At 62.1% G+C, this 17,381-nt stretch carries 19 protein-coding genes; 3 read left to right on the top strand and 16 right to left on the bottom strand.

Annotated features, from left to right (window positions below):
• Positions 1 to 8: 8 nt before the first annotated feature.
• The 4 genes from VGO04_RS07600 to VGO04_RS07585 are packed head-to-tail and all read right to left on the bottom strand — an operon-like array spanning position 9 to position 4,161.
• The gene (locus VGO04_RS07600; protein WP_327495344.1) at positions 9 to 980 is read right to left on the bottom strand and encodes a dipeptidase; all 972 of its coding nucleotides are present in this window, start codon (positions 978 to 980) and stop codon (positions 9 to 11) included.
• An 11-nt stretch (positions 981 to 991) separates the two neighbouring features.
• The gene (locus VGO04_RS07595; protein ID WP_327495343.1) at positions 992 to 1,708 is read right to left on the bottom strand and encodes a hypothetical protein; all 717 of its coding nucleotides are present in this window, start codon (positions 1,706 to 1,708) and stop codon (positions 992 to 994) included.
• Positions 1,705 to 3,441, bottom strand: a complete 1,737-nt coding sequence (locus tag VGO04_RS07590) for a hypothetical protein (protein ID WP_327495342.1) — start codon at positions 3,439 to 3,441, stop codon at positions 1,705 to 1,707. Before VGO04_RS07590 ends, VGO04_RS07595 begins: the two co-directional genes overlap by 4 nt.
• On the bottom strand, positions 3,442 to 4,161 hold the full coding sequence (locus VGO04_RS07585; protein WP_327495341.1) for an IclR family transcriptional regulator: 720 nt from the start codon (positions 4,159 to 4,161) through the stop codon (positions 3,442 to 3,444).
• A 230-nt stretch (positions 4,162 to 4,391) separates the two neighbouring features.
• Between VGO04_RS07585 and VGO04_RS07580 the strand changes: the two genes are divergently transcribed.
• Positions 4,392 to 4,583, top strand: coding sequence for a hypothetical protein (locus VGO04_RS07580; RefSeq protein ID WP_327495340.1), 192 nt, complete (start codon positions 4,392 to 4,394; stop codon positions 4,581 to 4,583).
• Here VGO04_RS07580 and VGO04_RS07575 read toward each other — a convergent pair.
• The 3 genes from VGO04_RS07575 to VGO04_RS07565 form a co-directional block, all read right to left on the bottom strand.
• Entirely contained in the window at positions 4,573 to 4,782 is a 210-nt protein-coding gene (locus VGO04_RS07575; RefSeq protein ID WP_327495339.1) for a hypothetical protein, read from the bottom strand. The genes VGO04_RS07580 and VGO04_RS07575 overlap by 11 nt on opposite strands.
• 8 nt (positions 4,783 to 4,790) lie before the next feature.
• Positions 4,791 to 5,723 carry a LysR family transcriptional regulator gene (locus VGO04_RS07570; protein WP_327495338.1) on the bottom strand — a complete coding sequence of 311 codons (933 nt, stop codon included), beginning with the start codon at positions 5,721 to 5,723 and terminating at the stop codon, positions 4,791 to 4,793.
• 102 nt (positions 5,724 to 5,825) lie between these two features.
• Entirely contained in the window at positions 5,826 to 6,854 is a 1,029-nt protein-coding gene (locus VGO04_RS07565) for a nitronate monooxygenase (protein WP_327495337.1), read from the bottom strand.
• A 246-nt stretch (positions 6,855 to 7,100) separates the two neighbouring features.
• Here VGO04_RS07565 and VGO04_RS07560 point away from each other — a divergent pair, with 246 nt between their 5' ends.
• A complete protein-coding gene (locus tag VGO04_RS07560; protein ID WP_327495336.1) occupies positions 7,101 to 7,295 on the top strand; it encodes a hypothetical protein in 195 nt (64 codons plus the stop codon).
• Between the two features lie 64 nt (positions 7,296 to 7,359).
• On the opposite strand, the gene chrA is transcribed toward VGO04_RS07560, so the two are convergent.
• The 4 genes from chrA to VGO04_RS07540 all read right to left on the bottom strand — a co-directional run bounded on the left by chrA (position 7,360) and on the right by VGO04_RS07540 (position 11,128).
• Complete coding sequence (chrA, locus tag VGO04_RS07555) at positions 7,360 to 8,766, bottom strand: chromate efflux transporter (RefSeq protein ID WP_327495335.1); 1,407 nt, start codon at positions 8,764 to 8,766, stop codon at positions 7,360 to 7,362.
• A 1-nt stretch (position 8,767) separates the two neighbouring features.
• Positions 8,768 to 9,589, bottom strand: coding sequence for a sulfurtransferase/chromate resistance protein (locus tag VGO04_RS07550; protein ID WP_327495334.1), 822 nt, complete (start codon positions 9,587 to 9,589; stop codon positions 8,768 to 8,770).
• 299 nt (positions 9,590 to 9,888) lie between these two features.
• Entirely contained in the window at positions 9,889 to 10,638 is a 750-nt protein-coding gene (locus VGO04_RS07545) for an alpha/beta hydrolase (RefSeq protein ID WP_327495333.1), read from the bottom strand.
• A 223-nt stretch (positions 10,639 to 10,861) separates the two neighbouring features.
• Positions 10,862 to 11,128, bottom strand: a complete 267-nt coding sequence (locus VGO04_RS07540; RefSeq protein WP_327495332.1) for a hypothetical protein — start codon at positions 11,126 to 11,128, stop codon at positions 10,862 to 10,864.
• A gap of 156 nt (positions 11,129 to 11,284) precedes the next feature.
• Here VGO04_RS07540 and VGO04_RS07535 point away from each other — a divergent pair, with 156 nt between their 5' ends.
• Positions 11,285 to 11,614, top strand: coding sequence for a transcription initiation protein (locus VGO04_RS07535; protein ID WP_327495331.1), 330 nt, complete (start codon positions 11,285 to 11,287; stop codon positions 11,612 to 11,614).
• A gap of 104 nt (positions 11,615 to 11,718) precedes the next feature.
• On the opposite strand, the gene VGO04_RS07530 is transcribed toward VGO04_RS07535, so the two are convergent.
• The 5 genes from VGO04_RS07530 to VGO04_RS07510 form a co-directional block, all read right to left on the bottom strand.
• Complete coding sequence (locus VGO04_RS07530) at positions 11,719 to 12,675, bottom strand: spore coat U domain-containing protein (RefSeq protein WP_327495330.1); 957 nt, start codon at positions 12,673 to 12,675, stop codon at positions 11,719 to 11,721.
• The gene (locus tag VGO04_RS07525) at positions 12,666 to 15,083 is read right to left on the bottom strand and encodes a fimbria/pilus outer membrane usher protein (RefSeq protein ID WP_422653418.1); all 2,418 of its coding nucleotides are present in this window, start codon (positions 15,081 to 15,083) and stop codon (positions 12,666 to 12,668) included. Before VGO04_RS07525 ends, VGO04_RS07530 begins: the two co-directional genes overlap by 10 nt.
• A complete protein-coding gene (locus VGO04_RS07520; RefSeq protein WP_327495328.1) occupies positions 15,055 to 15,786 on the bottom strand; it encodes a molecular chaperone in 732 nt (243 codons plus the stop codon). Before VGO04_RS07520 ends, VGO04_RS07525 begins: the two co-directional genes overlap by 29 nt.
• A 24-nt stretch (positions 15,787 to 15,810) precedes the next feature.
• Positions 15,811 to 16,308 (bottom strand): spore coat U domain-containing protein, encoded by a 498-nt coding sequence (locus VGO04_RS07515; RefSeq protein ID WP_327495327.1) that lies wholly within the window; start codon positions 16,306 to 16,308, stop codon positions 15,811 to 15,813.
• Between the two features lie 757 nt (positions 16,309 to 17,065).
• Positions 17,066 to 17,381 (bottom strand): TOBE-like domain-containing protein (locus VGO04_RS07510; RefSeq protein ID WP_327495326.1); only part of this gene is annotated, 316 nt, incomplete at its 5' end.

The following is a 17,381-nucleotide window of genomic DNA, read 5'->3' as shown; positions in this document are numbered from 1 at the left end:
GTAATCGGTCAGTCGGCGCGGAAGACCTCGCCGTAGAGACGTAGCCAGTTGTCCCTCAGGATCTTGTTCGCCTCTTCCTGATTGAAACCGACCCGAAGGAGTGCCGGCGCCACGTCCTGAAGGTTTTCCGGTTTCAGCAGCCATTCCGGCTTTGGCACGGCTCCCGGCGTTGCCGCCGAACCCGCGCCGTACTGAACGGATCGTGTCCAGCGGCCCTTTCGCATCCAGTCGTAGTCACGCTGGGTGTGGTTGTGGGAAATGTCGGTGCCGATGCCGACGTGGTCGATGCCGGCGATATCGACCGTGCGCGCCACCATCTCGCACCAGCCGTCGACCGTGGCGCATGCGCTGTCGGGCGTGATGTTGCGGTAAGCAACGCAGCCGATGACGCCACCCCGCGCGGCAAGCGCCTTGATGACGCGGTCGGACTTGTTGCGCTTGTGCGCAAAAAGCGATGCGGCGTTGGCATGAGTAATGGCCACCGGCTTTTGCGACCATTCGATCGCGTCCAGAGTCGTCTTGTCGCCGACATGCGACAGATCGACCAGCATGCCGACCCGGTTCATTTCGCGCACGACGTCCTTGCCGAACCGGGCGAGGCCGCTGTCATTCTCTTCGTAGCAGGAGCCCCCGAGTTCGTTCTGGTTGTTGTAGGTGAGCTGGACGACGCGCACGCCAAGTTCGGCGAAGAACTCCACATAGGCGATGCGGTCTTCAAAGAGATTGGAGTTCTGGTAGCCGAGCACGACAGCGAGCTTGCCCTCACGCTCGGCGCGTTCGATATCGGCGGCGGTGCGGGCGATCAGGATAATGTCGGCGTTTTCACGCTCCATGTCGCGCCAGCGGGCAAGGGAATCGAGTGATTCCATCGTCCCCTCCCAGAAGCCGAGCGTTGGCGTTACGGCGCTGTAGCCGCCGCGTTTCAAGGCTTCGAAAGATGAGCGGTCAAAGTGGCCGCATTGCAGAGCATCGATGATCATGGTCATTCCGTTCAGTGTTTGGCGGAAGCAGCGCTCTTGGGCGCGTCGGCCAGAAGCAGGGAAAAATCGGTCTCGTCTTCGTCCTGGCGGCCGATGACCTTGCCGTCGGCCTCGACGATGATCGGGCCGGCATGGCGACGCGAAAGATAGCTGTCGGGCGCAAGGGCTTCCGCCGAGCGATGATAGAGTTCCCACCAAGTCGCTGCGTCGACGGCAACGCCATTGCGGCGGATCTTGTCGAGAAGGGCGATTTCATCGGGATCAGTCGCTTGTGTGACGGCGATAGCCGCGCGGTCGACGCCGACGGCGACCGTTGCCTTCAGGCCGAAGCGCTGGGCGAGTGCCTCGATGACCCTGAGTTCGCCGATGTCTGCAGCGTTTCGCACGGTGACAATGCCGCTACCCCCTTTCTTCATGTTCTCGACCGCCAGTTCGAGCGCGGCATCGGCGGCAACCCAGGCGTGCTGACCGCTACAGTCGATGACGAGGTCGCCCGATCCGTTCAGTGACAGCGCCTTTGGCGTGGCCTTGCTGATCGTCTCGAGTGTGGCGGTCAGGCGCGAAAAGCCGCCGAGGCCGAGGGCCGCCGAGTAGACGGCGCAATCGCGAAGTGCCGGCACGAGGCCGCTTTCGACGCGCGTGACCTGGAGGAGGCGCTCGAACACCATTCGCATCTCGCGCAGGCTGACGGTCATGGAGTTCGGAAGGTTGGACTGGCAGGTGCTCACAGGTTTGGCTCCGCAGGATAGAACCACAGTGCGTCGGCGTTTCCAGAGGCGATGTCTTCGGGAAGAGGCGCGCCATGGAAGAGGACGCCGCGCAGGTTGCGGTCGAGGAAGTCGCGTGTCTTGTCGATGCCGTGAATGCCGACATTGAGAAGGCGGGTGATATGGGCTGGTGTGAACGAACCGCTCATGATGTCGGCGTGCGGCGAATGCAGGCTGGTGCCGGCAAGCGCCTGGACGCGGGTGACGATCGCGCGGTGTTGCGGATGGGCGAACAGGAAGCGAGCCGTGCTGAGGTTGGGGTCGGCCGCCGAAAGGTCGCGATCAAGCGCCACCACGAGACGTGGCAGGTCGAGACCGAGATTGACGACATCTCCGCCGACCTCCGCTGCAAGTCCGCGACGCGGTTCCTCCGCGGTCACTGACTTGTACCAGACGTAGCGCTCGGCGGGCGGCACGTCGAGGTTAAGATTGAACGCCCAGACATAGTCGTTGCGAACCAGGTCTCGCAGCCGGTGGACCGGCATTTCCGGGCGCCCCGTCAATTCCTCGTCGATAACCAGGCCCTCGACCAGGGCGTCGGCCTCATCGGGCACGAGTTCGATCAGCAGCGAATGAAGAGTTTCCATCGCCTCCGCGTGGACGCGGCCCTCAAGCGAGGCCGCGAGTTGTGCGAAGGGTTCGGCCTCGAGGCGGTTGCCGGCCTGCCAGCGTTGCAGAAGGTCGGCGACAGCGCGCCGGATGGTCTGCAGCTCTTCAGCGAGCACGTCGGAGCGCGTGAAGTTCTCGTAGGCCGCACGGTCCTGACTGCGGAACGTGATCGCCTTGTCGACGAGGGCAAGAAGCTTGGCAATCTCAGAACCTTCGTCGTCGGGAAGCACCGCCTTGGCTCGTGCGATGGCCTCTTCGCGAATGAAGAGCCAGCGTTCGATCAGCCGCGGATGGTTGTTGACGAACAACATCAGGCCGAGTGCCGAGCCGTTGCCGACGCCGAGGAAGCAGCGAAGATCCTTGGCCATGTCGGGCGCCTGCGACGAGCCGAGGCGGACAAGATGCTGCAGCAGGTCCTGGGCAAAGACGCGCATCATGTAAGCGCACAGCATTTGCGCGGCGAGCGACCAGCGCAGTGGGTGATCTTTTTCGAAGGCAAGGAAGGTCTTGGTTCCGAATGTGCCGTTGCCGTCGAGACCTGTGTTGCGCATGAGGTAGCAGGTCTGCGCCAGCTCAGCGACGTCCGGCTGCCTTCCTGTCGTCAGCGCCTGGCGTGCGCTCTCGAAGAAACGGCCGCTGCGGTTGGAACGGCACCAGATGAGCGTGCCGGGGGTTGCGCGCCCTTCGTAGAGCTTGGGAAGTTCAGTGCGCGTCGCCTCGAAATCGGCCCGGCTCATATCGCCTTCGACCAGCGCGCCCATCATGTCCCAGGCCCGGCCAATGATGCGGCCCGTGCGGCCGTGGGGTGAGGGCTCAAAGGAATAGACAGGGAAGCTGAAGCGCCAGCCGCCTATGTCGATGCGGTATTCAGCGACACCGTTGCCCTTCTCATCGATCTCGAAGCGCTTGCACTGGATTTGCCAGCGACCGCGGATTGCCTGGCTGAGCAACGCGCGCGATGCGCTGACACGCGACGGCTGGATCGCGGCCAGGCGTTCGGGCGCCATCATTTCTCCGGCTGAACGCATCAGCCGCGCGATGCGGTGGGCGTCCGACTCCGACGCAGGTCTTCTAAGGGCAGTCATTTATTGGTCTCCTCGCATGCGTCCAGAGCTCGCCGCCGCTGCCGCGATGACGATCCCAGCGCATTTTTCAGTGTCAAAACCTTGGAACGGGCCAGAAAGGGCGAGCGCTCCGATGCACTCGCCCTGCGCATCCAGGATCGGGGCGGCCACAGCCGAGACAGTGCGCGGGCCTTCGACTTCGGAAATCGCGTATCCCTGCTGGCGAACCAGCGCCATCATCTCGTCATCGGGCAGGCTGACGCCCTGCACCCGAAGGCGCTCGATGATTTCCGGGCGCGCATGCGAAACGAGCACCCGGCCAAAAGCAGTGCGATCGAGTCTCAAATGCGCGCCCACCTTTAGGTCGGCCCGAAGAACACCGCGAGATTCCACCCGGCGGACGATGACGGCATCCTTACCGTCGAGCACTGCAAGCGAAGCGGTCTCGCCACTCTGCGTCACCATCTCCTCAAGAACACCGGCAAAGCGGGCGCCGAGATTGGACTGTTCGAGCGCCATGGCGGCATGGCTGACGACGCGTAGCGTCAACCGGTAGCGGCCGTCCTGCGTCTGCTCGATCCAGCCTGCTTCGACCAGCGTAACGAGACGTTGGTGGGCAGCACCTCGCGCTTCCCCGAGTTGCTTGGCAACGTCGGCAAGACGCATCGGCTCTACGGCGGCGGCAACGCAGTCGAATGCAGCAAGTGTCTTCAGCACGGATGAGAGGGGGCGAACTGCCATTCGAAATTTCTTTCTTTTTCCTATTGTCCAACATTAGAAGACGTTGTATATCTATGTTGGACTCGATGTTGATCTCTGTCAACTTGGGAATCCTGTGGCCTGTGAAAAAAAAGGCTTCGCCCAAGCGCACGCGCTGAGGCGGCAAAACGCTAAAGCACTGAATCGTCGTAGGAATATTCTCGCTATTGCCGTGGCGATGAAGGCTGAAGCTCGGCGACGAGGCGCCGCTTTTGCTGGTCGTTCTCAAGAAGAACGGGAGTGTCGTCATTGCGGCCAACGTCTCGGCACTTGCCGCGGGTACAATGCTGGGGATGCCGCCCGCGAAAGCACAGGAGCTTGTCACCGGCCCAATCGTCATGGATGCCGATCCTGCAGGCGATCCGCCCGATGGGCTGGTGATCGGATGGGCTTTTAGGCTTTAATCATGGCGGCGCCGATACCCTGAGATACACCGGTGTTGATGGCGACCTTCTGTTCATTGCTCATAGGATGCAATGCTTCTTCGATTGCAACGGGCGTTTCGTTGGCCCGTCCTTCGCCCTCGGCGGTGGTGCAATCAGAATTCCATCCATTCAGGCATGGAGAGAATTGGCGTCGTTTGGCGGTCACTCCACCGAACATCGGCACAATCAGATAAGGCCTCCCGCTTCCGCAGCCATACGCGCGAACTCCGTGCGTAGCCGGGGCAGGGCAAAATCGGCGAAGGCACGAACCTTTGGCACCGACATGCGGCCCGGCGGCGATAGGATGTGGACCGGCATCGGCGGGTGTTCGGCATCCGGCAAAACGATCTTCAGGCGCCCGTCCTTGACGTGGCCTGCGACATGGTAGGAGTAGAGCCGGGTGAGACCCGTTCCGGCGGCGGCGGATTCGACGGCGGCGCGCACGCTGTTGACCATGCAGCGCGGGGTAAGCTGCACCGTTCGCGGGATTACCGAGCCCTCCGCCGGTGGAAAGCTCCAGGACTCCAGCCCGAAATTGGTGAAGGCGACGATCTGGTGCTTGGCGAGATCAGTGGGCTCATGAATGCGCGGGTGGCTGGCGAGATAACGGGGAGAGGCGACGACCACGCGCCGGACGTCGCCACCGATGCGCGTGGAGATCAACGACGAGTCGGCGAGATGGCCGATGCGCAGCGCGATATCGACGCCTTCGTCGACCAGGTTGACGAAACGGTCGAGCAGGAGGAGCTTGGCCGAAACGGCCGGGTACAGATTGAGAAAATCGTCGAGGATCGGGCGAAGGATCTCTTCGCCGACGATCGGTGGTGCGGAAATCGTAAGCGTCCCGCGCGGTGCGGCACGCTCGCCGCCAGCCAGCATGTCAGCCTCTTCCAGATCGATCAACACGCGGCGGCAGGCGGCCGCATAACGCTGGCCGGCCTCGCTGAGCTTCAACGATCGTGTCGTGCGATGCAGCAGTTCGACGCCGACATGCGCTTCGAGCAGGTTGAGCGCGCGGCTGACTGCAGTAGGTGACCGCTTCAGCCGGCGCGCGGCGCCCGCAAGGCTGCCTTCGTCAACCGCGGCGACGAAGACTTTCATTGCATCGATACGATCCATTCTGCCGCTTCCCGCAATACCGGTATCTGAGTGGCAAACATTCACCCGCAAGCCGGTGGAAGTAAAGCGCGGTCTGGAGATGGCGAAGCCGATAGGACGGCATCAGGCGCGGAAGAGATGGCCGATCAGGTCGGAGGCTGCGCCTTGCCACAGTTCCCCCTTTCCGGTTCCCGCCCAAAGCGAGAGAAAGTCCGAAGACCCCTTTGCTGTCGATGCCGCGCGGATGTCGCGCGTGAATTTGTTTTGGGCCGGGAAAGGCATCACCGCATCAGGCGCCATCTCGATCATGAACCGGTTCTCGACCCCGCGTGCAAACCGGCCGGAAAAGGCGCGCGTCGTTCGTGTCGCCCTTTCGTGGCCGCGGAGCGTTGCCCGGTAGGGCGCGGACGTTCCAGCTTCGGTTGTTGCGAGGAAGGCAGTTCCCATCTGCACGGCGCTGGCACCCTTGGCAAGTGCGGCGCGCACATCCGCCGCCGTCATGATGCCACCGGCCGCGATCAATGGAACCTTGACCTTGCGGCGGCTCTCCGCGAGCAGCTCCTCGAGGCGGATTTCACGATCGGCGGCCTCCGGATCGAAAATGCCACGATGGCCACCGGCCTCGAACCCTTGAAGGGTGATCGCGTCGACACCGCTCTCCTGCAGCGCCTGCGCCTCCTCAGTTGTCGTCGCAGTACCGATAATCAGCATGCCGGCTGCGCGAGCGGCGCGCATATGATCGGCGGCAAGGACGCCGAACACGAAGCTCAGACCCGCCGGCCTTGCCCGCAAGACCGCCTCGAACTGCGCATCGAAGTCCTCCTCGTAAGGCGCAGCAAACTGCGGCGCGGGCAGACCGAGCTCGGCGCGGTACTGCGCGGTCGCCGCCATGGCCCGCTCGACCATCGTGTCGGCGATCTGTGGCTGCGGGTGCTGGATGAAGAGGTTGATGGCAAAAGGTCGGTCCGTGCGCGCCCGAACCTTCTCTACGAAATCCGCGATCGCCGCCGGGTTCGAATAGGCAGCGCCAATCGAGCCCAACGCCCCGGCTGCCGACGACGCTGCCACGAGTTCCGGCGAAGATGGCCCGCCGGCCATGGGTGCGACGATCAGGGGATACTTCAGGCCAAGGTTCGTCAGGGGTGTCTGCATGTCCAATGTCCTAACCGACTGTTGGTGCTGTGGGTCAGCGCTGCTCAGTTAGGGTGGGCGCGCGCGGACTCAAGGGAGAGACCAATCGTTCGCAGTGATTATCCACAACGGACCGCGAGGCGGGGGCCGAAGCGTCCTCTCCATCGGCGGCATCGTCGCTTGAGCATCGCGCTGCGAATGGTTGCGCCGAGATCGATTGGCTGGCACTGTCATCCCTGAAGGCGAGCCGCTTCCAGGAGGAATCCGATGTCGCGACAGACGGACCAGAAAGATCCATCGCCCAATCTCGTCGAGCACTACCGCCCTTTGCAGCTGAAGGCTGTTCTTGCTGTTTGCGCTATCAAGCACCGAGAGCTTCCGCCGCCGGTGCAGGAAGAGCGTTTCTACGGTTCGCAATTGCCCGAGGGCTTTCACCTTCCGCAGTCGGTCTACGACGACTAGAGCAATTCCAGGAAAAGTGTAGAACGGTTTTCCGTCCGGAATTGTGTAATATCAGAGCATTAGATCAGGTGCTTGCGATCGTCCAAGCCATGCCGGCGAGCGCGCAGCCAAGAAGGGTTGCAATGACCGAGGCGCGAAAGCGCAGGATCGCCACGCCGGCGGCAATCGTCAGCAAAAGTGACGGAAGCACCAGCGATTGCAGCACCGGGACGTCGAGGGCGAACGGACCCAGTTTCCAGCTTTCCACTTCGGCAAACAGCGTGTGCAGGCCGAACCAGACCGCCAGGTTGAGGATCACGCCGACGACTGCGGCGGTGATTGCCGACATGGCGCCCGTCAGCGCGACGTTGTTGCGCAGTCGCTCGATGAAGGGTGCACCGAGGAAGATCCAGAGGAAACAGGGGACGAAGGTCACCCAGGTCGTCAGCATCGCGCCCAATGTCGCCGCGGTCAGCGGATTGAGTGCGCCAGGATCGCGATAGGCGCCCATGAAGCCGACGAACTGCACAACCATGATCAGCGGTCCGGGGGTCGTTTCGGCCATGCCAAGGCCATCGAGCATTTCGCCGGGCTTCAGCCAGCCGTATTGCTGAACGGCTTCCTGCGCGACGTAGGCGAGAACGGCATAGGCGCCGCCGAAGGTGACCACCGCCATCTGGCTGAAGAACAGGCCGATCTGGCTGAACACGTTGTCAGAGCCAAGGAAGACGACGAGCAGCGCCAGCGGCACGAGCCACAGGGCGAGCAGGACGCCGGAGATCCTGAGCGACCATGAAAGATTAGGCCGGGCATGCGCGGGAATGTCTTCTCCGAGCGCCGAGTCTTCATCCTTCAGCACTGGCCCGGTACCGCCCTTGTGGCCGCCGCCGATGCGAAAGTATGGCGAACCGGAGCGTGCGCCAGCGTAACCGAGTACGCCGGCCGCAAGGATGATCAGCGGGAAGGGGATACGGAAGAAAAAGATCGCGACGAATGCCGCAGCGGCGATCCCGATCATAACCTTGTTCTTGAGCGCCCGTCCGCCGATGCGCAGCACGGCCTGCACGACAACCGCGAGCACAGCCGCTTTAAGGCCGAAGAACAGGCCTTCGACGACTGTGACGTTGCCGAAGACGGCATAGATGTAGCTGAGCCCCAAGATCGCCAGGAATCCCGGCAGCACGAAGAGGACACCGGCAACAAGGCCGCCGGCGGTACGGTGCAGGAGCCAGCCGATATAGATGGCGAGCTGCTGCGCTTCGGGTCCGGGCAACAACATGCAGTAATTGAGCGCATGCAGAAAGCGGTGCTCGCCGATCCAGCGTTTCTCGTCGACGAGGATGCGATGCATGACCGCGATCTGGCCGGCAGGCCCGCCGAAGCTGAGCGCAGCTATCCTTGCCCACACCCGAACGGCTTCACCGAACGGAATGCCGTGGCTCTCCCGCTGCCGCGCCGTATCCGGCGCGGCCTTGTTCGCGATGTCGGTCATCTCAGGCGTCCTTCTTGGGAGAGGGCCAGTTGTGGGTCTCGTTGGTAGCATCCCGGCACCAGCGATAGAAGGCGTCGTAGAGCTGTATCCCTGCCTCCAGCTGCTCGAGATCGTCGGCGTACATGCGGGAGAGGCCGAGAGATGCTGCAAGCAGGCCGGGCGCTTCCGGAGCAAGGTCGAGACGGGCTGTGTCGGCGGCGCGAACAATGGTGGCAAGCCGCAAAAGCGGCGCAGTGGCCAGTCCGAATTCCTCGACCATGACGTCGAATGTGCACAACTCGCCGCGATGGCTCCAGCGGATCGGGGCGTCGATATCAAACGGTGCGGCCCCGAAACGCTGGCCAACAAGATCGACCTCTGCAGGCGCGACAAACAGGAAAACCGCTTTCGGATCGACGAAACGGCGGATCAGCCAGGGGCAGGCGATGCGATCAATTTTCGGCCGCGCACGCGTGACCCAGACGGTGCGCCCGGCGGGGTCCCGGTCCGGCAACGCGGCAACCGGTACGGCGGGGAAGCTGGCTTTGACCCAGGCTTCGTAACCGCCTTCGAGCACATCGGCGGCAATACCGGCGTGGCGCAGCCAGGCGGCGACGCCATGGCTGAGTTTCCTGCCCTGCTGGCAGATGATCACGGCCGACGTCTTTTCGACCGACCCCATCCATTCCTGCACCTTGCGATAGTCACGCCGCGTAGAGCCCGGGATCAGGCGCGGATCGAGCGCGAAATCATCGTCGATCCTGACGTCGATGAGCTCAGGGCAGTTTGGCGTTCCGACGAGGCGGACAAGCTTTTCGGGAGATATTTCGAGATATGACGACATGACGCGTCCTCCGGATGAGCGGTTGAATGGACGCGATGCTTCGGCTGGCGCCTCATGGGGTGATCGCACCCCCATGGCCAAAGTTTGCCGCCGATCGTTGCAAACTGTCAAGCCGCGGATCGGCGGTGGGCTTGCGATCATAACGGTGGGAGCGCGCTTGCGCTGAGCTGAAGGGCCATCGGGGCCTAATAGGGCGGGATTGTTACAGGCGTTTGGCGGCAGGATGGCCCTGCAAGTGTCAGCGGGGCGACCTGAGTGCCAAAGGTCGCACCCAAGTCGCAGAGGGCTGCGTGTTCGGGCTACTTGCCCGCCCCCTTGGCTGCAGTCTCGATCACGTCGGCGACCTTTTCTGCCTGCGAAGCGAAGACCGCATGGCTCGCCTTGATTTCGGTCACCTGGCTGCCGGCGCGTTTGGCCATGCTGCGCCCGAGGTCCGGATTGATGGCGCGATCTTCTGTTGCGATGATTGCCCAGCTCTTCTTCGTCCGCCAAGCGGGTTCATTGACCCTGGTCGCAAAGACTTCCTTCGCCGCGAAGACCTGCGCCTTCGCTGCGAAGGCAACCTCTGCCGCGGGCAGGTCGGCGGCAAAATCCGCCGCGAATGCCTCGGGATCGAGATAGAGGTACTTGCCGTCGGCCGTTTCCTTGATGCTCATGGCCGCCGGCGGTTTCGAACCCGCAAGCGTGGCGATGTTTTCGCCCTTGTCGGGCTGAAATGCAGCGACGTAGACCAAGCCTTCAACGCTGCGATGGTGGCCGGCCTCCGTGATCACGAGGCCGCCATAGCTGTGTCCGACGAGCAGCGTCGGACCATCCTGCAGATCGAGCACGCGGTTCGTCGCCTCGATGTCGGCGGCAAGCGACGTCAGGGGCTCCTGGACCACGGTCACGTTGAAGCCGCGTCGCTGCAGGATATCGCTCGCCTGGCGCCAGCCGGAAAAGTCGCCATGAACGATAACGATGTTCTTGATGTCGGCTGCCTGCGCGGTAAAGGCAACGACGCTTGCTGCGAAGGCAAGGGCGATGGTCGGGAGAATCCGGCGGTGCATGCGATCGTTCCTTCTCGGTTCGTGAGGCAACGATCGCAATGTGCCGAGGTGAGGTATCCTTGATGTGTCGTCCTTTGTCTCGGTATGTACCGGATTGTAGTGCTTGACGTTCCCGCCGAACCGTCGTCGTGAAGGCCGGCAAGCACAGACCTGCCGCTCGGAAGGGACGATCCTCCAATCCCCGGTCTTGCCCCGAAATTTGTGCGTCCGGCGCGAGCCGCGGTTACGATTCGATCAGGATCACGAGGGACGTGGGTACGACGCCATCATAGGTCATGGCGTCTGCCGCCGCCTGGCTCTGCATGGCTTTCGAGAGCGCGTCGATATCCGGAACATCCATCATGACGGCCACGTGGGCGGGATCATTGGGGTCGACGAATGTGCGGATATTGGTCACGCCGAGGGTGCCGAAGAATTCCCGGCGTTTCGGCGATTTCAGCCAGTGCTCCGCGCCTTTGGTGATGTTGTGATGGGCGATGATGGTCGGCATTCTGTCCTCCCTGTCGCATCGCGGACATCGGCATCGTCGCAACAATTACCGGCAGGTCCGCGTTCCCTCACGGAACGGCCTGAAGGCCGGACTGTCAATTAGCCCGTCGGAGCTAGCCGCAATGCTCGCCTTCCGGCACTTTGAAGGAATATGTCGATGCCGAAATTCATGACGATCGGATACGGAGACCGGGCCGGCTACGACCGCACAGCTGCGGCCGTTCGCGATGCTGCGCATGCGCATGATGCGCAGCTTCGCGACAACGGAGCGGTGATGGGGATTGCCGGTGCGCCGGTTCAAGTGCGCAACGCGGATGCTTCGGGGATCGAGACGACGGACGGCGCCTTCATGTCATCGCCGCTGCCGGTCGCGGGTTTCGCGGTGATTGAGGCTGCAGATCTTGCGGCAGCAATTGATCTGGTCTCGAAGACGCCATGTGCCGTTGCTCACGGCGTGGTTGAAGTCTGGCCGCTCGAAATCCCGTGAGCCTGACTGACTGAGCCAACCTGACCTTTCCGGTCGGAGGGCGCGAGCCGCCGCCGCCGTCGATGCCTGGTCGCCACGGGGTCACTGCCTTTATTCGGTCACGCCTAGTATGTCACCGAAACGATGACCGTATCGGTAAAAACGCCCGCGGACGGACTTGTCTGGGGCGGAACGCGTCCGAACACGGTAAAGGTTTGGCCCGCGCCGGCGCCCACGCCACCGACCGTGCTGCCCGGAAGGGCACTGTCACCCCACGGCTGCGTATGAGCAGAATCTTTGTAAAGCCCGTAGGTGACCGATTGGCTCGCGTTCGTCATCTTGCGTGCCGTCGGGTTGCCGCCGCCTGACGCCGTGCCGAGGCCGATCGTATAGGCCGTGCCCGGGGTGCAGGTGACGATTACGGCCCCTTCGCTGTCGACGTTGCGACTAAGAACCCCGACTGCTCCAAAGTCTACGGGCTGGGTGGTGACCGCGCAGTTGGCGGCGACGAACGCGTTGACGTTAAACCCCGGATGTACCACCGTGCCTGCAGCCTGGGTGCAGTCGCTCGAGCTCGAGTATTGATAGCTGAACGCCATATCGGAACCGGTAAAGGTCGACATGTATACGCCAGGCGCCGACCCGATCTGGTTGGCAAATACCTTTCCGTAGATGGTGATTTGCGCCTGACCCGAGCCAAGAAGGCCGAGGTTGACTGGAAGTGCGGGAGGACGAGAAGGGTACGACCACTGCTGAGATCCCCAGATTATGGAGCGCGCGGGGTCTGAATAGAGCTGATAGTTCAAAGTGGCAGCGCCCGACAACATTTGTCTTGCCGAAGCGGTTGCGCCACCGCTGCCAGCGCCGATGCCCGGGCACACTAGAATGCGAGAAAGAAGAAGGCCTGTGCAAGAGGCCGTCAGCGTGGCCGTGGAAGTCGATTCGAGGCCTGAAAGCGTATCAACCTGAGCGAAATCCAGGTTCGAGAGCGAGAAATTGCAGCTCTGCGCCGCCGCTACGCCGGGGGAAGTCCCGCCGGCGAACAAAAACGTGACGAGGAAGCGATAGCGCATCAACGGCATGGGACGCTCCTGATCACCGTCTGGCTGCCCTTGGTCGGCCGATAGGCGAACTCGGCGCGGCAGGTGCTGCCATCCGATCGCCTGATCGTCGCTGTGTTCCTCTCCTTCAGCCCATGGATGTAGCTTTCGCCGTCGTAGCCGACGAAGAACTCCGCTTGCGATCCTTCGATCTGTCCTGTCAGTCCAACTTCGATCGGCTGTCCTTCATCGTCGACGAAACCGACCAGAGCCGCTTGCGGTCGCGCCTCGATGCCAAACTCGACGACAACGCCGCTTCGCGCGGCGGGAACGACAATCTCTCGGGTCGCCGGAATTTCGGCATCGATCGGGAGGTCCTTCGGATTGATCGAAACCGCATTCGGCTCGTAGGAATTGAGGTCCGGCACGATGATGCGGCCCGTGCCGTTGGTCTTTCCCACCGTTCGGTTCTGATGTTTGACTTCAACGCCCGGCACTCCGACATCGACCACTGCAAACGCGTCGTTGATGCGGTTCGTCGCGAATACGCCGCCGCCGGCAACCGCGACTGCACCGTCCAACTGAGCAGTCGCTCGTGTCTCCCCGCCAAACTGCTGGACGCTCGTCTCGAACCGCCCGATCGGGGAGCGGTAGCTGACATTGGCCTGGCGATTGGGGTTCTTGCCTTCGGACGTCCTCATCCGCCAACCGATGCTGCCATCCTCTTGACGCTCTGCCTTGCTCACATCCGCCACGATGTTGAGACCGTCAGACGCATGTTCCACGCCGGACGAAACGGTCATGTCATTGCCAAGCGGCACTGAAATCCCGGCAAACAGGCCGAAGCTGTCGTCATCGCCGAAACTCTTGAACGCCGTTGCGTAAAAGGTCGATGACTCAAAGATCTGCTGGCTGTAGGAGGCCCCGATGACTTGGGTTTTCGTGCCATCGGCGTCCTCGCGGCGGGTGTAGGAGAAGCTCAGACTGGAGAAATCGAGCGGGGCGGGCACGCTGAGAGTCACCTGATCGACCGCTTTGGGAACATCCGCGCTCAGGATCGGCAGACCGCCCGGGTCTCTAGCCGAGACGAGCGCCGTAACGGACGCGATGTCGTCGTAATCACCCAACCGACGCTGAAAGCGGCCGTAGAGCGACCACGCGTCGAGCGACAATTCCAAGGCCGCGTTGACGATCCCGCCAACGCGGCCATCGCGCTCGCTGCCCGCTATCGCGATAGAGGCCGCCCCGAACGATCCGACCGGAAAAGCGATGCCTCCACCACCGTTGACAAGATCTTCTCCCGCCTCGACGTGCCCCTCAATGGTGAGCCAGTCGGCGAGCCCGTAGCGTGCGCTCAGGATGCCGAAGAGGCGTCCATCATAGTCGCTGGACTCGACACCGAAATTGCGACGCGGTGTGCCTATGTCGACCGAGAAATCGAACAGGCCTTGCCGCAAAAGCATGCTTGACGAATAGAACGGCAGCGTCGTGACGGTCTCGCGACCAAGGCTGTCCTTGAGCACGACCCGCGCCTGCCCCGCTCCCTCGAATGCGGGAACGTTGACGACCTGGAAGGGGCCCGTTCCAACGTCACCTGTGTAGGTGCGCACGTTCTGGGTATAGACTTCGAGCGTCGAGGGGACGGCCGCCGTTCCTCCGAATGACGGCAGCGGCAGGGTCACCAGGTCCGGTCGCAAGGAGAAATTGCGTTGCGCCTGAAAGCCACCGAGATAAACGGGCCGGGTCCACACAAGCCCTCCGGAGATGAAGTCTCCCGCCCTGTACGTCATCAGACGTTGAGGATCGGAGTAACTCCATGTGGTGTTCAGACGCACAAAGTCATCGACGTTGCCATCGGTATATCCAGCTATGAACGACTGGCTGAGAGCGCCGTAAGGGCTGAAAAAACGCGCATCGAAATTGCCCGACACGCCGCGCACGAGATCGGTATCGTCCTCGGTCAGACTGTTGGTGCTGGCAAACAGCGAATAGTTCAGGATTGCGCCGAGGCCGGACTCTACCGACGGTTCGTCACCTTCGTCCGGGGCCAGATTGATAACTTTGGCGGCTCGGGCGGTCGTATCGGCCGTCACCCTCAGAAATTGTTGTGCTTCGTCGATCTCATAGGAAACTGCACCGATCCGATCCAGGTTGATCAAGCCGTCATCACCGCGAGCATTTTCCGGCGGCTTCAAGCCCACGTCTTCCAGCTCCTTTGCCTCTGCGTACAAAGCCCCATCTCGCTCCTGGAAATGACCAATCATCCCGGTCGTTTCGCCGTTGATGACAACTTCGAGATAAAGAGAGCGCCCGGCCTGCGAAACTGATCCGTTGGTCACGATGAGCGACCCGTCCGCCGGCACGTCCTGAGCACTTGCGGCATCGGCAAAAGCGATGCCCAACACCAGTAGGAGTCTGGCGCTATCTGCCGTTGACCTGGACGCGGGCATGGACTGGTCCAAGGTCGCTGTCTGCCTTCAGCGTCACTTGCGTACCGGTTGAAGCAGCACCGGCTGCAACGGGCCAACTCATGACGGCGCCGCCGAGCACATAGCCGAGCAACCCGTTCCTCTTGGTCAGCGTGCGGCTGCCGCTTGCAAGCGTCAGGTCAGCGATCCTCAGGCGCGCTTGGCCGGCGTTGCGTGCCGTCAGCACAAATCCCGCCCTGGACCTTTTCAACGACCATGAAACATCTGGGGTCGACGCATCCGGGCTCCGGAAAAACGCCGGGATCAAGTGCCTGACGATCAGCGCGACCGTGCCCTTCTTCTGGCGTGATGGGTCTGGCAGCTCGTCGACAACGATTCTGTAGCTTTCCTCGCCGTCAATCGGCCGTTGGCTGATGCGAACGATCCGCACGACATAGGCAGCTCCCGGCGCCAGCCTGGTTGCCGGCGGACTTGCCACAACGTCGGAAGACGGTACCAGGCTCTCAATGCCGTCCTTCTGGATCCAGCGAAAAACGCGGACTTGCACGTTGATCGGGTGCTTGGCGTCGTTGCTGAGGTTGATGGTTTCGGCACTGTTCGGCGCGACAAGTTCCAGCGTCGTCGGCGCGACCCTGAGCGACGCGGCAGATGATGTTGAGGGGGGTAACGCCAGAAATAGGACGCAAAGCGTCATTGCACCAACTGGCCAGATGGTGGATCGCATCTTGCTACCTCGTTGTCTTTAGGCTCAGTAGGTGACGGTTATCGCCACCGTGTCGGTGTAAACACCCGCAGCCGGGGTCGCCTGGGGCGGAACGCGGCCGTAGACGGTCAGGTTCTGGACGTTGCCGTTGCCCGTTCCCGCAACCGTATCCGTGCCGGCAGTGACGCCCCAGAGTTGGGTATGAGCGGCGTCTCGGTAGAGCGTATAGTTGATCGTTGCCGCCGCCGGCCCCGTCATCTTTCGTAAAGCGATCGTGGCACCCGACCCGCCGCCGGCGCTGAGTCCGACCGTGTATGGTGTTCCTGTCGTGCATTGAACGCCGACTGTGGTGGACTGATCGACGTTTGCGTCAATGACACCCCGGGAGCCAAAGTCGAGGTCGGTCGCCGTCTGGATCTTGCATTCCGCCTGTATCGTTATGCGAACTGTCAGGTTGCCAGTGGCGGTTGCGGCATATGAAGCATGCTGAAAACTGGAAGCGCCAAATGCCAATAGGGCAAGAGCGCAAAAGAGTATTTTCATAATCTGTTCCCGCTCGATGTTTCAGAATCACCTAGCATCTTGATTTGGCGATGCATAACAGTGTCGATTAACAACGAAAGAAAACAACCCAAGATTTTAACTGGTTTTATCTCTATGCTTATGGCATTAATATTATTAAATCGTCTAAATAGTTTCTCCCTGCAATGCTCCGGTAATATTTCGCGGAAGTCCGGAATATGGCGCGATTCATTTGCAGCCGCGATGACAGGCCCGGGCATGCGTGCCGCCCCGAGAGGCCTTGAGGACGGGCTTCCGTCTTTCGTGAGACTTCGCCTGACAGCCAAGATCCCGATCGATCAGTTCGGAGGCTGTAGGAACCCGCCTTGATACGGCAGGCGGGAACTGGGGGCGCGCGCGGCCATTCGGCTTATCGCTTCTCTCGCGTCCTTCCTCGTTGTTTCAGTCCCAAGCGTCGCCGGGTCGTTGCAGTCTGCGCCGGGCGCAGCCGACGTTCTCCGCCAAAGTGCGACGACGGTCGGCGTAAACATCGCACCTGGGAATTGCCTTCCGTAGCTGTAACGAGTTGCAGGTGCGATCCGGTTGGCAAGCGATTGCAGCGCTGTCGCAGTCGCCGGAGCTCAGCCGCCGCTGAACTCGGCTGTTCCCCCGCGCATCCGTTCAATGGTCGCCAGGCTCATCGCACACACAAGGGAAGGGCCTTGCGAGATGCCGATCGAGAAAAGACTTTGGCGCCGCCGATCTCAAAGCCACGTGATTTCGGCCGGCGGCACTCCCCTTACGACAACTGGACTGCCAGCCTCGCTTCTGGAGCTTCGACGTTTTCCCGCGAATCTGCCTCAACCGTCTCGGCCGCCTTGGCCAGTGCCTGCCTTTGCGCTTCCCTGAACAGTTTCCACTTAGTCGGGCGGAAGGCGATGCGGCTGTGTTCTCCGGCATTGGCGCGTTCGGGTGGCAGTTCGATCTCGACATGCGGGTGGTTGCGGCCAAGGTCGAGTTCGAGATGGCGGGTGCCGGCGACCCGGCGGCTGGCGGTGACGAGGCCGGCGAGACAGCCGCCGCAGCCGTCGATCAGCTCGATGTCGTGCGGGCGG

The sequence above is a fragment of the Ensifer sp. genome, assembly GCF_035999185.1.
In the GTDB taxonomy this organism is placed as follows: Bacteria; Pseudomonadota; Alphaproteobacteria; order Rhizobiales; family Rhizobiaceae; genus Ensifer.
Note: the sequence above shows the minus strand (reverse complement) of the source record. Positions and strands in the feature narration are given on the sequence as shown.